This window comes from Cupriavidus sp. C1SS-2L, assembly GCF_057073735.1.
The window spans coordinates 2,192,994-2,206,723 of the sequence record NZ_CP172708.1; the positions used below are offsets into that span (position 1 = coordinate 2,192,994).

Here is a 13,730-nt window from a genome sequence, read left to right on the forward strand (position 1 = left end):
CGGCGCATAAAGCACCGGCCCTACGAGACAAATTCTGCAGATGCCGCCTTATAAACAGAACGAATCTTTGCGAATTTTCTTAGACGATTTAGATATATGGGACCGTAGAAGTGACTTCCACGCCAGCTTCCCAAGGAGCTGTCTGGTCACCTGTGGCTTCGGCGCTACCTGCGAAGTTGATCCGCTGCACAAGCGTGCCAAGCAAACCCAGACCTTCGCCCCACTCACCCAGGCCGGAATCTGCATTGATGTGACCGAGGCTGCCCGCATCGATCAGCTCGCTGCCCCAAAGCGTCCCCCAGCTGAAGGCCGTGCGTTGCGGCATCCACGGATCGTTGCGGCTCGCAATCAGAATGGTTGGGAATGGCAGCCTGTAAGCGGGCAACAGATGCGCGACAGCGAATTTGTCTGGATCCGCGGGCGCCACCAGCAGCGCGCCGGCGATGCCCGCCGGATCGAGCGCTGCCTGCCGCAGCGTGGCCAGACACCCGAAGCTGTGCGCGACCAGCACCGCGCCGCGCGATGCCACGCGTTGCGCGCGCATGACGCCTTCTGACACGCGTTCCGCCCACAACGGCAGGCTCGGACGCGACCAGTCATGCTGCTCGATGCGCTGCCAGCCGGGGAAGCGCTGCTCCCAGCGGCTTTGCCAGTGCCCCGGACCGCTGCCGTGCAGGCCCGGCACCGTGAGCACTTGCAGGTGCCTGGGGATTTCCAGGCGCGGAACCGGCTTGCTAATCTCCGTCATGCCACCTCCTCGCTCAATGTCCGTGCAGACCGCAGCGACGCAGGCGTCATCAGCCCGCCCGCAAACGCGCCCTGCCCCAGCCCGATACCTGCCGCCTGCAGGCGCTCCACGCTCGATGCGTCCTGCAGCCGCCGGCCAATCAGCGTGACGCCGGCGTTGGCCGCGCTCGCGCCCAGCCCGGCAAGCTGGCGGTCGGTCCATGTACGGCGCATATCCAGTTTGAGCCAGTCGGGCAAGGCGTGCGCCATCAACGCGCCGGCCTCGGCCGGATCGGACGCCTGCAGGCTCACGGCAAAGCCATTGCGGCGATAGTTGCCCACTACATGCAGCAGCAGCGGCAAGTCGTCATTGGCGCTGGCGGGCACCTGGATCACGAAGCGATCGACGGGCAGGCCCAGCGACTGCAGCGCGCGCCGGAATGCGGAGCCATGGTCATCGGCCACTGCCGCCAGCAGGCGGTTGTGCACATTGAGCACCAGCTTGTGGGCGCCGTCCGCGGCAAAGTAATTGATGGCATGCACGAGGCGCGACAGACGGTCCAGCGACACCAGCGTAGCGTCATCGGCGGCCATTGCAAACAGCTTCCAGGCGGCAAGGCCGACACCGTCCTCTGCATACGTGTGGATCGCCCCTTCGTGTGCAACGACCTCGCGGTCGGCCAGCGTCACCAGCGGCTCGAATGCGCTCGTGAGCGAACAGTTGAAGAACTGGCCCTGCACCTGGCCACGCGCGTCGCGCCAAAGCTGGCGGTCGGCCAGCGGCTGCCGCGGCAGCGTTTCAAGATAGCGCTCCAGGGCGCCCCACGTGGCTTCGGGTGCGTTCGCGCCTGCGATGGCCATGCCTGTGTTTCCTTTCGCGCCTCCCGGCGCCTTTGTTCCTATTGGACAGTCAAGCTGCAGGCCGTGCGTACACAGCCCGCGGCACTTTACAGCTTGGCAATGGACACTTCGGTGGCCTTGACCAGCGCAACGACTTCGCTGCCCAGCGTGAGGCCGAGGTCGCGGATCGAGCGCGTGGTGATGACCGAGGTGACGATGCCGGCTGGCGTTTCCACGTCCACTTCGGAAACCACCGGGCCTTCGATGATGGCGGCAACCTTGCCGCGGAACTGGTTGCGTACGTTGATCGCCTGAATGCTCATGATAGAAGCTCCTTTGGTGAAGGCGTATGAAGATTGTGTAATGACGATGCGCGGGTTCCGAATGCGTTACACCGCGAAGCGCACCGACTCCACCGTGCGCACGAGCGACCAGTCCGCGGTGGCTTCCGGCTCTGATTGCGAAACGCCCTCCGCATCCGGCGTGTGCTGCATGACCCGCCGCAGCACCCGTTCCTCAATCTGCGCGAACGCGGCCGAGCCATGTTGCCGGGGCCGTGGAAGCGCCACGCGCTCATCCATCGCAATGTGGCCGTCTTCGATCAGCACGATGCGGTCGGCCAGTGCCACGGCCTCGGACACGTCGTGCGTCACGAGCAGCGCGGTAAAGCCTAAGCGTCGCCACAGCGATTCGATCAGCCCTTGCATCTCGATGCGCGTGAGCGCATCCAGCGCACCGAGCGGTTCGTCGAGCAGCAGCAGGCGCGGGTGGTGCACCAGCGCGCGCGCCAGTGCCACGCGCTGGCGCTGCCCGCCGGAGAGCCGCGCCGGCCACGCATCCGCGCGATCTCTGAGGCCAACCTGCGCGAGCACCGCTGCGGCCTCTTCGCGGCGTTCGCGCGGCAGGCCCAGCGCTACGTTCTCCAGCACGCCTTTCCACGGCAGCAGGCGCGAGTCCTGGAACATCACGCGGATGTCCTGCTGCAGCGTACGTGCCGGTTGTGCGTCGAGCGTGATGGCGCCTTCGTCCGCGCATTCGAGCCCTGCCACCAGCCGTAGCAAGGTGCTCTTGCCGCAGCCGCTGCGGCCCACGATGGCGACGAATTCTCCCGGTGCCGCTGTGAGTTCGATACGGTGCAGCACCTCACGCCCGTCATAGCGCTTGATGACCTGCTGCACGTGCAGCGCGACACCACCAGGCTGCGTTTCGGCACTGAGCGGCGCATCCGTCTGCTTCAGACGCGTACCGGCATAAGCGAGCGCGGCCTGTTCCACGGGATTGCTTTGCATGTCGCGTTCTCCTTATGCAGCCTGATAGCCGGGATGCCAGCGCAGCCAGATTCGTTCGAGCCCGCGAGACAGCACATCGGCCAGCTTGCCAAGCAGCGCATAGAGTAGGATGCCCACGAGCACCACATCGGTCTGCAGGAACTCGCGCGCGTTCATGGTCATGTAGCCGATGCCCGATTGCGCCGATATGGTCTCCGCAACGATCAGGATCACCCACATCAGGCCCAGCGAAAAACGCACCCCAACGAGGATATTCGGCAGCGCGCCGGGCAGGATCACCTCGCGGTACAGGCGCCAGCCCGACAGCCCGTAGCTGCGCGCCATCTCGATCAGACCCGGATCGACGGCACGGATGCCGTGGAACGTGTTCAGGTACACCGGGAAAAACACGCCCAGCGCGACCAGGAACAGCTTGGCGGTCTCATCGATGCCGAACCACAGGATCACAAGCGGAATCAGCGCAAGCGTCGGAATGTTGCGGACCATCTGCAGCGTGCTGTCGAGCAACGTGGCCGCGGTGCGGAACGTACCGGTCAGCAACCCGAGCAACAGGCCAAGGCCTCCGCCTACGGCGAGGCCCACAACGGCGCGCCACGTGCTGACCCAGACGTGCGTCCATAGTTCGCCCGAACGGGCCAGTTCCCAGCCGGCCTTCACCACGGCGAGCGGCGCCGGCAGTACGCGCGTCGACAGCCAGCCGTGCTGCGATGCAGCCTGCCAGGCAACGAGCAGTAGCGCAGGCACGACCCACGGCGCGAGCGTGCGCGCCACGATTCGCCAGTCACGGCGCGGCGACCCAATCCAAACAGCGGACATGGCGGCCTCCTCAGCTCTGCGACGCGCGCGGCACGATGCCGGTCGCCATGACTTCCCCGAATGGACCCGACAGGACCTGCCCGGGCAGCTTGTTGCGTACGGCAAGCGGCAGCAGCGGGAACACCAGTTCCGCGAAGCGGTACGCTTCTTCGAGATGCGGATAGCCGGACAGTACGAAGGTATCGATGCCCAGCTCGGCGTATTCGCGGATGCGCTCCGCGACCTGATGGGGATTGCCCACCAGCGCCGTGCCTGCGCCCCCACGTACGAGGCCTACGCCAGCCCAAAGGTTGGGACTGATTTCCAGCGCCTCGCGCGTGCGCTTGTTGCCACCGGCGTGCAATGCAGCCATGCGGCGCTGGCCTTCGGAATCCATCTTGGCAAACACGGCCTGCGCGCGCGCCACGGTCTCGTCGTCGAGGCGGCTGATGAGATCGTCCGCCGCGGCCCAGGCAGCGGCCTCGGTCTCGCGCACGATCACGTGCAGGCGGATGCCGAACTTCACCGTGCGGCCGTGGCGCTCGGCATGCTTGCGCACGTCGGCCAGCTTCAGCGCGACATCGGCCGGCGGCTCGCCCCAGGTCAGGTAGGTATCGACCTGCTCGCCCGCCAGCTCGTGTGCAGCGGCAGAAGAACCGCCGAAGTACACCGGCGGATGGGGGCGTTGCAACGGCGGGTACAGCACGCGCGCGCCCTTCACCCTCAGGTGGCGCCCTTTGAAGCTGATCTCGCCGCTGTCATGGCTGGCCGCGAGCACGTCGCGCCAGATGCGGATGAACTCGGACGACGCTTCGTAGCGTGCGGCGTGGTCGAGAAACAGGCCATCGCCCTCGAGTTCGGCCACATCGCCACCCGTCACCAGGTTGACCAGCAGCCGTCCGCCTGAAATGCGGTCGAACGTCGCGGCCATGCGCGCGGCCAGCGTCGGCGTCATCAGCCCCGGGCGTACGGCCACGAGGAAGCGCAGCTTCTGCGTCACGGCAGCGAGCGCCGATGCCACCACCCACGGGTCTTCGCACGAACGTCCCGTCGGAATCAGCACGCCCTCGTAGCCCAGCGTGTCGGCGGCAACGGCTACCTGTTTCAGGTAGTCGATGCCAACCTCGCGCGCGCCTTCGGACGTACCCAGGTAGCGGCTGTCGCCGTGGGTCGGGATAAACCAGAATACTTGCATGCGGTACCTCGTTATCGTTGTGGTCGTCCAGCAGGATTTGCGTCAGCGCCGCGCCTGCTGCCAGCTTGCGTCCGAGACCTTGATCGGCTTCGGGATCAGCTTGAGCGAGTGAAAGACGTCGGCAATGCGTTGCTGCTCAGCCAGCACGTCAGCACTCACCGGCCGCGCGCCATACGAAAAGCGCGAGACGGCCAGGTCGAGCACGGCGGGGTCGAGTCCGAGTTCGCCGGTCAGCACGGCCGACGCGTCCTTCGGGTTCTTCTCTGCCCACGCGCCGAGCGACGCGAGTTCATCGAGCAGCAGCTTGACGATCTCGGGCCTGGCTTGCGCATAGGGACGCGACGCGAGATAAAACTGGTGATTGCTGACCACGTTCTTGCCGTCGGCGCCGCGTCCATCGGCCACCACGCGCGCGCCGAGCTGCTTTTCCGCGGCGGCCAGGAACGGGTCCCAGATCACCCACGCATCGACCGCGCCGCGTTCGAATGCGGCACGCGCGTCTGCTGGTGGCAGGTAGACCGGCTGGATGTCGCTGAAGGGAATGCCGGCCTTCTCGAGCTGGCGCACAAGCAGGTAATGCACGTTCGAGCCCTTGTTCAGCGCCACGCGCTTGCCGCGCAGGTCGGCGACGCTCTTGATGGCCGAGTCCTTCGGCACGACGATGGCCTCGGCAGTGGGCGCCGGCGGCTCGTTGCCGATATACGCGAGTTGCGCGCCGGCGGCCTGCGCGAAGATCGGCGGCGCTTCGCCGACCGTGCCGAAGTCGATCGCGCCCACGTTGAGGCCTTCCAGCAGTTGCGGCCCGGCCGGGAATTCCGTCCACTTGACCGTGATGCCCTGCGGCGCCAGGCGCTTCTCCAAGGTGCCGCGCGCTTTCAGCAGCGTCAGCGTGCCGTACTTCTGGTAGCCGATGCGCAGCACCTTCGGATCGACGTTCGTCGATTGCGCCTCGGCGCGGCCGGGCAACACGCCGTAGGCCAGGCCGGTCGCCAGCACTAGCGCGGCGGCCAGAATGCGGCGGCGGCGCTGGCTGCCGATTTGCGGATGGCGGGAATGGATCGATTCGCCGGCAACCGGCGACAAGCTGGACGATGTCATGGATGGCTTCCTCAGCCGGCGCTGGTCCGGCAATCTGTCTGCATGGATGGTTGTGGCCGAATGCGGTCCGCAATCCGCCCTGCCGGCCTGCTCTGCAGGCGGCATGACAACGTGATTGCGGTGGAGGCGCCGGCCCGGTGTCGGTACGTCAGTACGGTTCGCCGGCGGGACTACGAATCAGCTCAGGCGGGACATCGCTGTGTCGCCGCGGCCTGCGTGGAGCGCCGGGGCAGCGAAGCAGAGGGCGATAGCCCCGAGGGACTGCAGGACAGCGTAAGGATCGACATCGGGGCTTCCTTCTTCTGGTTGGCGGGACGGTGCCGGTCGCCCGAAACCTTGGGGCCGGCCCGTCCGTCTTCTGGATGACTATTGCTTCTTGCCGGGCTGGTAGATCTGGTCGAACGAACCGCCATCGGCAAAGTGGGTCTTCTGCGCCTTCTGCCAGCCGCCGAAAGCTTCATCGATGGTGAACAGCTTCACCTTCGGGAAGTTTGCCGCGTACTTGGCGGCCACCTTCGCTGAAATCGGACGGTAGTAGTTCTTGGCAGCGATTTCCTGGCCTTCATCGGTGTACAGGAACTGCAGGTAGGCTTCGGCCACCTTGCGCGTGCCCTTCTTGTCGACCACCTTGTCGACCACCGCGACGGGCGGCTCGGCCAGGATCGAGACCGACGGCGCGACGATGTCAAACTTGTCCGGACCGAGTTCCTTGATCGCCAGGATCGCTTCGTTTTCCCATGCGATCAGCACGTCGCCAAGGCCGCGCTCGACAAAGGTCGTGGTCGCGCCGCGCGCGCCGGAATCGAGCACGGGCACGTGCTTGAGCAGTTCGCCAACAAATTCGCGCGCCTTGGCGTCATTGCCGCCCGGCTGTCGCTGCGCATAGCCCCATGCGGCCAGGTAGTTCCAGCGCGCGCCGCCCGAAGTCTTGGGATTGGGCGTGATGACCTGCACGCCTGGCTTCACCAGGTCGTTCCAGTCCTTGATGCCTTTCGGGTTACCTTTGCGCACCAGGAACACGATGGTCGAGGTGTACGGCGAGGCGTTGTGCGGCAAGCGCTTCTGCCAGTCTGGCTTGATCAGGCCTTTCTCGGCAATCGCGTCGATGTCGTAGCCGAGCGCCAGCGTAACCACATCGGCATCAAGGCCGTCAATCACGGAGCGGGCCTGCTTGCCCGAGCCGCCGTGCGACTGGCGTACTGTCACGGTATCGCCGCCCTGCGCCTTCCAGGCCTTGGCAAACGCGGCGTTCACGTCCACGTACAGTTCGCGCGTCGGATCATACGAAACGTTCAGCAGATTGGTTGCCGTCGCCGTCTGCGCGGCGCCGATAGCGGCAAATGCGGCCAGGCCAATGGCCAGCTTGCGGATCATCTTGTTGCTCCCGTCAGGTCTCGTGACTGGCGCCGGAGGCGCCTCATTGGCTTGCCCGCAATGTGTGGTCGGGCTTATGTCAGGAGCAAGACTACCGAGGGGCCTATCTGAACGGAACGAATGGTTTCGCCGATCCTTGCGTGTTTTCCGCATAAGATCGCGCGGAAATATGCACATGCCGGTGCATGGGTGACGCAGGGTGGCTCTGGTGGTCAATCGGACACCAAAAGCGGACGCCCAAAAGAAAACGCCCGCACCGTATGACCGGTGCGGGCCAAGTTTCCATTCGGAAACGGGTAGACAAGTCATGAAGAGCGCCCCCGCATCTCCATGACAGAACCAATGGTATCGGGACAGCCTCGATTCCGGATTGATCAAGGTCAAGCCGGGCTCATTGCGTCGGGACGCATGGATTTTTCGGTTCGCCGCGCCGGGTTGCGCCGCCCGCATCACAAACCGTTCAGTACTTTGCTGCATCGCAAAACACTTTATCGGGCGCTCAAAAAACTGCAATTGCGTACGCCCTTTGCTGCCGTTAGTGTCCCTTTCGGTTTTCATAACGTGCCGCCCGGCGCGCCCGCTTATGCTCGCGAGATCTTCCCTGGCGTTGCTTATCTTCGGTGCCATGCCCGGAGTCCCCGAGGCCGAAGCGGCCGAATGTTCGCCATGGCAAGGCGGCAAGGCCGTTGCCAATGCGTGCGAGCTGACGCTTGCCGGTGGCACCATCGATACCGGCCGGGGCGATTACCAGGCTGCGGTGACTGCGCAAGACGGCGGCATCGTGACGGCCACCGGCCCGCTCAAGCTGTTCACCGCCGGCAACGACGCAACGGGCATCTTCGCGCAAAGCCAAGGCAAGATCACGCTCACCGTGCCCGGCAATTCCGTGATGACAAGCGGCAAGAATTCCTACGGCGTGCAGAGCTTCGGCTCGCAATACATCACCGCGCAAGCCACGATCGTGACCTCGGGCGAGCAATCGCACGCGGCGTTCGAAGACTTCGGCGGCGCCATCCGGCTGACGGACTCTGACCTCACGACCAGCGGCGCGCGCGCGGCAGGCGCGGCGATTCAGGGCGGCGGCGTCATCGACCTGGAAGGCACCACCACCATCACCACGCGCGGCGATTCGGCGCCGGGCCTGTTTGCGACCGATGCGGGTTCACGCGGAATTCTCGGCGTGAACGGCGCTGGCAACTTCACGATCCGCACCAACGGCGCCGACGCCCCGGCCGCCATCGCTCGCAACGGCGGCGTGCTGAACCTGCGTGGCAACAGTGCCATTACGACAGCGGGCCGCGGCAGCCATGGCCTGTATGTGTACGCCGATGGCTCCAGCCTGACGGCGCAGAACGCGCAGGTCCGCACCGAAGGCCCATCCGCCCTTGGCGCGCTCGCGACGCAGCACGGCGCCATCACGCTGGCCGATAGCACCATCACCACGACTGGCCCAGGCAGCCACGGATTGGCCGTCCATGAGGGCGCCAGCATGGTCGCGCGCAATGTGACAGTCAACACGTCGGGTCAGCAGGCCCATGGGGCCGAGCTCGCCAACGGCGCACGGCTCGACCTGTACAACGTGACCCTACGCAGCACCGGCAGCGGCGCTGGCCTCTACAGCCATGCTGCCGACGCCAATGCACCTGTTACCGTGCTGATCGACGGCGGCCTTGTCGATACGGCGCAATCAGCCGCCCAGGTAGCGGGCAGCGATATGGATCTGACCGTGCGGAACGGGGCCATCCTGCGCGCCGGCACAGGACGCGTGGCCGAAGTCATGTCGATGAACGGCCAGGCGGCACGACTCACCCTGGCAGCCGACCGCGCCACGCTGAACGGTGACATCGTTGCCGATGCCTCCGGCGGCAACATTGCAGATGTCACGTTGACCAACAGAACAGTGCTGACAGGGGCCGTCACCGGCGCACGCACGCTTGGCGTACAGCAAAGCCAGTGGACCGTCACTGCCGACAGCACCGTCAGCACGCTGACCAACAGCGGGGCCATCGTCTTCGGTGATGGCTTTCACCTGCTCGCCACGCGTAGCTACACCGGCCAGTCCGGCAATCTGACGCTCAATACCCGACTGGGCATCGACGAATCACCGTCCGATCGCCTGCAGGTCGCAGACATGGCATCCGGCACCACGGCGCTGCGCATACGCAATGCCGGTGGCCCCGGCGCCACCACGACCGGCAACGGCATACTCGTCATCGACGCCCACGCCAGTGAACCGCATGCCTTTGCGCTGGCCGGCCCCGTGGTCGCAGGCCCGTACGAGTACACGCTGCAGCGCGGCAGCACCGACGCGAGCGCGCCGCAGAGCTGGTACCTGCGCTCGACACTCGACTGTTCGGGCGCGGGAGCGCCGTCCCCGCCCTGCCCTGCGCCGAAGCCATCGCCCGCACCTCCTGGTCCTGTACCGCCGATTCCCAACTACCGGCCTGAAGTCTCGCTCTATACCGCCATCGCACCGCTGGCGCTTCAGTACGGCCGCTCGCTGATGGACACGCTGCATGAACGCATGGGCGAGCAGGCCGTGCTGCGCAACCGCAGCGACCTTTCAGGCGAGCCGGTGCCCAGCGCTGGCTGGGGCCGCGTCATCGGCATGCAGGGCAATCGCGATGGCGGCCAGCGTGGCATCTACGGCAAGACACCGAGCTACGACTATCGCTTCGCCGGCATGCAAATCGGCGCAGACCTGCTGCGCCACACGCATGACGACGGACGCCGCGACCACGCCGGCGTCTATGGCGCCATCGGCTACGCGGGCATGGATGTCGATCACTTCACCGGCGTGCGTGCCGGCACCAACCGCTTCGACGGCTACACGGTCGGCAGCTACTGGACCCACTACGGCCTGCAGGACTGGTACTTGGACGGCGTGATTCAGGGCACCTGGTACAACGTGCGCGCAAGCTCGAACCGCGGCCTGCCCGAACTGACCACCCATGGCGTCGGGCTTGCCTCATCCATCGAAGCAGGCTATCCGTTTGCCTTGGGCCAGGGCTGGGTGCTGGAACCGCAATCGCAACTGCTGTACCAGTGGGTGAAGCTCGACGACTCGTCGGATGCGGGCGCCACCGTGCACTTCGACAACGTCCGCTCGCTGGCGGGCCGTGTCGGCGCACGAATCGCCAGAACATGGCAAGACGACGAAGCTGTCCAGCCGCGCCAGTTCACCGTGTGGGCACGTGTATCGGCGTGGTATGAATTTCTTGGCGATCCGCGCACGGCGTTTTCCACTGCATCGGGGTTCATCCCGTTCCAGGCAGATCTGTCGGGCGGCTGGAGCGAACTCAAGGCCGGTTTCAGCGCAGAGTTCCGGCGCAACCTGTTCGCCTACGCCAGTGCCGGATACCAGCGCGGATTCGATGGCACGCGGCAGGCCTGGGACGGCAAGCTTGGCGTGCGGTTCAACTGGTAAGCCCGGGACAACAAAAAACCCGCCGCATCGCTGCGGCGGGTTTTTGGCAAGCACATGAAGGCGACATTGCTGTCAGGCTTCGCGCTTACTGGGCAACTCCACCGATCACAAACGCCCCATCGGCATAGTCCACCGGCACCACATCCTTCGCAGCAAACTTTCCTTCCAGGATGGCACGTGCCACCGGGTTTTCGATCTGCTGCTGGATCGCCCGCTTGAGCGGACGGGCCCCGAACACCGGGTCGTAACCCGCGCTCGCGATCTTCTCCAGCGCCAGTTCGCTGACCTCCAGCGTCATGTCCATGCGGGCCAGGCGACCCTGCAGGCGTTGCAGCTGGATGCGCGCGATCGACTCGATGTTCTTCTGGTCGAGTGCGTGGAACACCACGACTTCGTCGATCCGGTTCAGGAACTCGGGCCGGAAATGCGTGCGCACCTCCTGCCATACCGCGCCCTTCACCGCTTCCTGCGGCTCGCCCACCATCGACTGGATGATCTGCGAACCGAGGTTGGACGTCATCACGATCACGGTGTTCTTGAAGTCCACCGTACGTCCCTGGCCATCGGTCAGGCGGCCATCGTCCAGCACCTGCAGCAGCACGTTGAAAACGTCCGGGTGTGCCTTCTCGACTTCGTCGAGCAGCACCACGCTGTACGGCTTGCGGCGCACGGCTTCGGTCAGGTAACCACCCTCTTCATAGCCGACATATCCCGGCGGCGCGCCGATCAGGCGGCTCACGCTGTGCTTCTCCATGAACTCGCTCATGTCGATGCGGATCAGGTGCTCTTCCGAATCGAACAGGAACTCGGCCAGGGCCTTGCACAGTTCGGTCTTGCCGACACCGGTCGGTCCCAGGAACAGGAACGAGCCATACGGCTTGTTCTCGTCCGCGAGGCCCGCACGCGAACGGCGGATGGCATCGGACACCAGCCGCACGGCTTCGTCCTGGCCCACCACGCGGTTGTGCAGTCGGTCTTCCATCTTGAGCAGCTTCTCGCGCTCGCCCTGCATCATCTTCGATACCGGGATGCCCGTCGCGCGGCTCACCACTTCGGCGATTTCCTCGGCACCGACTTGCGTGCGCAACAGCTTGTTGGGCTGCTTCTGCTCGCTCGCTTCGGCGTCGGTCGCAGCCTTGAGTTTGCCCTCCAGGCCCGGCAGCTTGCCGTACTGCAGTTCCGCCACCTTGTCGAGCTTGCCTTCGCGCTGCAGCTTGGCGATCTCCAGCTTGACCTTCTCGATCTCTTCCTTCAGCGCAGCCGTACCCTGAGCGGCGCCCTTTTCGGCCTTCCAGATCTCGTCGAGATCCGCATACTCCTTTTCCAGGCGCGTGATCTCCTGCTCGATCAGGTCCAGGCGCTTGAGCGACGCTTCGTCGGTCTCTTTCTTGACCGCCTCGCGTTCGATCTTGAGCTGGATGGTGCGGCGCTCGAGCTTGTCCATCGCCTCCGGCTTGGAGTCGATTTCCATCTTGATGCGCGCAGCCGCCTCGTCGATCAGGTCGATGGCCTTGTCGGGCAGGAAGCGGTCGGTGATATAGCGATGCGACAGCTCCGCCGCAGCGACGATGGCCGGGTCGGTGATTTCAACGCCATGGTGCAGCTCATACTTTTCCTGCAAGCCGCGCAGGATGGCGATGGTCGCCTCCACGCTCGGCTCATCGACCAGCACTTTCTGGAAACGGCGCTCGAGCGCGGCGTCCTTTTCGATGTACTTGCGGTACTCGTCCAGCGTGGTCGCGCCGATGCAGTGCAGCTCGCCGCGCGCCAGCGCCGGCTTGAGCATGTTGCCCGCGTCGATCGCGCCTTCAGCCTTGCCGGCGCCGACCATGGTGTGGATCTCGTCGATAAAGACGATGGTCTGGCCTTCATCCTTGGCCACATCGTTCAGCACGGCCTTCAGGCGTTCCTCGAACTCGCCGCGGTACTTGGCGCCAGCCAGCAGGCCGGCCATGTCGAGCACCAGCACGCGCTTGTTCTTCAGGCTTTCGGGCACTTCGCCGTTGACGATGCGCTGCGCGAGGCCTTCGACGATCGCGGTCTTGCCCACGCCCGGCTCGCCGATCAGCACCGGGTTGTTCTTGGTGCGGCGCTGCAGGATCTGGATCGCACGTCGAATCTCGTCGTCGCGGCCGATCACCGGGTCGAGCTTGCCCATTCGAGCGCGCTCGGTCAGGTCGATGGTGTACTTCTTGAGCGCCTCACGCTGCGTTTCGGCGTCGGCGCTATTGACGGCATCGCCGCCGCGCACGGCCTGGATGGCCGCTTCCAATGGCTTGCGGTTCAGCCCGTTCTCGCGCGCAATGCGCCCGGCCTCGCCTTTGTCTTCCGACACGGCAAGCAGGAACAGCTCGCTGGCGATGAACTGGTCGCCGCGCTTGATGGATTCTTTCTCGGCGGCGTTAAGCAGATTGACCAGATCGCGGCCCACCTGGACCTCGCTGGTGCCCTGCACTTGCGGCAGACGCTTGATGGCCGCGTCCAGCGCGGTCTGCAAGCCGTTCACGTTGACGCCGGCGCGCTGCAGCAGCGCCTTGGCTGCGCCGTCGTTCTGCGCAATCAGCGCACGCAGCAGGTGCTGCGGTTCGATGTATTGGTTGTCATTGGCCAGTGCCAGGCTTTGCGCATCAGCCAGCGCTTCCTGGAACCGGGTAGTCAGTTTGTCAAGACGCATAGGATTCCCTCTCTCAGTGAGTGTCCTGATGCTAGGAAGCTCGCCCCGCCGGACACTGGATGTCTTTCCGAAAGATAAGGCTTTGACTTGACATTTCAAGGCCACGCCGGAGCAATCTTGAAATGTCTGCGAGTGCGGGATGCGATACGCCAAACGAGCGGCACGGGACGTCGCTGTCTAGCGTAAGTCTTCCCTTGTTTCCAGAGAGGATTCCGCCCCGGAATGAGCCTTTCCCTCCACTACACCGGGAACGTCGCCAGATGACGTGCAAGTCACCGGCCGCACCGACCTCGCAGTCGCATTGCGGTACGG

Annotated in this window: 10 protein-coding genes; 1 reads left to right on the forward strand and 9 read right to left on the reverse strand. The window is 65.0% G+C overall.

Annotated elements, in window-relative coordinates; all coding sequences use genetic code 11:
- Positions 1–88: 88 nt before the first annotated feature.
- From ACIGJG_RS10165 to ACIGJG_RS10200, 8 genes are all read right to left on the reverse strand, one after another.
- On the reverse strand, positions 89–748 hold the full coding sequence (locus ACIGJG_RS10165) for an RBBP9/YdeN family alpha/beta hydrolase (protein WP_483672294.1): 660 nt from the start codon (positions 746–748) through the stop codon (positions 89–91).
- Positions 745–1,587, reverse strand: a complete 843-nt coding sequence (locus ACIGJG_RS10170) for an EAL domain-containing protein (RefSeq protein WP_483672295.1) — start codon at positions 1,585–1,587, stop codon at positions 745–747. The genes ACIGJG_RS10165 and ACIGJG_RS10170 overlap by 4 nt, the downstream gene beginning before the upstream one ends.
- Before the next feature lie 86 nt (positions 1,588–1,673).
- Entirely contained in the window at positions 1,674–1,889 is a 216-nt protein-coding gene (locus tag ACIGJG_RS10175) for a TOBE domain-containing protein (RefSeq protein ID WP_011298135.1), read from the reverse strand.
- 66 nt (positions 1,890–1,955) lie between these two features.
- Positions 1,956–2,855, reverse strand: a complete 900-nt coding sequence (locus tag ACIGJG_RS10180) for an ATP-binding cassette domain-containing protein (protein WP_483672296.1) — start codon at positions 2,853–2,855, stop codon at positions 1,956–1,958.
- Positions 2,856–2,867: 12 nt separating this feature from the next.
- Positions 2,868–3,671: an aliphatic sulfonate ABC transporter permease SsuC gene (gene ssuC, locus ACIGJG_RS10185; protein WP_011298137.1), complete on the reverse strand. Its 804-nt coding sequence runs from the start codon at positions 3,669–3,671 to the stop codon at positions 2,868–2,870.
- A gap of 10 nt (positions 3,672–3,681) precedes the next feature.
- Positions 3,682–4,845, reverse strand: a complete 1,164-nt coding sequence (ssuD, locus tag ACIGJG_RS10190; RefSeq protein WP_140949691.1) for an FMNH2-dependent alkanesulfonate monooxygenase — start codon at positions 4,843–4,845, stop codon at positions 3,682–3,684.
- 42 nt (positions 4,846–4,887) lie between these two features.
- A complete protein-coding gene (locus ACIGJG_RS10195; protein ID WP_483672297.1) occupies positions 4,888–5,943 on the reverse strand; it encodes a sulfonate ABC transporter substrate-binding protein in 1,056 nt (351 codons plus the stop codon).
- A gap of 366 nt (positions 5,944–6,309) precedes the next feature.
- Positions 6,310–7,317 (reverse strand): sulfate ABC transporter substrate-binding protein, encoded by a 1,008-nt coding sequence (locus ACIGJG_RS10200; protein WP_011298140.1) that lies wholly within the window; start codon positions 7,315–7,317, stop codon positions 6,310–6,312.
- A 625-nt stretch (positions 7,318–7,942) separates the two neighbouring features.
- Here ACIGJG_RS10200 and ACIGJG_RS10205 point away from each other — a divergent pair.
- Positions 7,943–10,744 carry an autotransporter family protein gene (locus ACIGJG_RS10205; protein ID WP_483672298.1) on the forward strand — a complete coding sequence of 934 codons (2,802 nt, stop codon included), beginning with the start codon at positions 7,943–7,945 and terminating at the stop codon, positions 10,742–10,744.
- A gap of 85 nt (positions 10,745–10,829) precedes the next feature.
- On the opposite strand, the gene clpB is transcribed toward ACIGJG_RS10205, so the two are convergent.
- Positions 10,830–13,418 carry an ATP-dependent chaperone ClpB gene (gene clpB, locus ACIGJG_RS10210; RefSeq protein ID WP_011298142.1) on the reverse strand — a complete coding sequence of 863 codons (2,589 nt, stop codon included), beginning with the start codon at positions 13,416–13,418 and terminating at the stop codon, positions 10,830–10,832.
- Between the last annotated feature and the right edge of the window lie 312 nt (positions 13,419–13,730).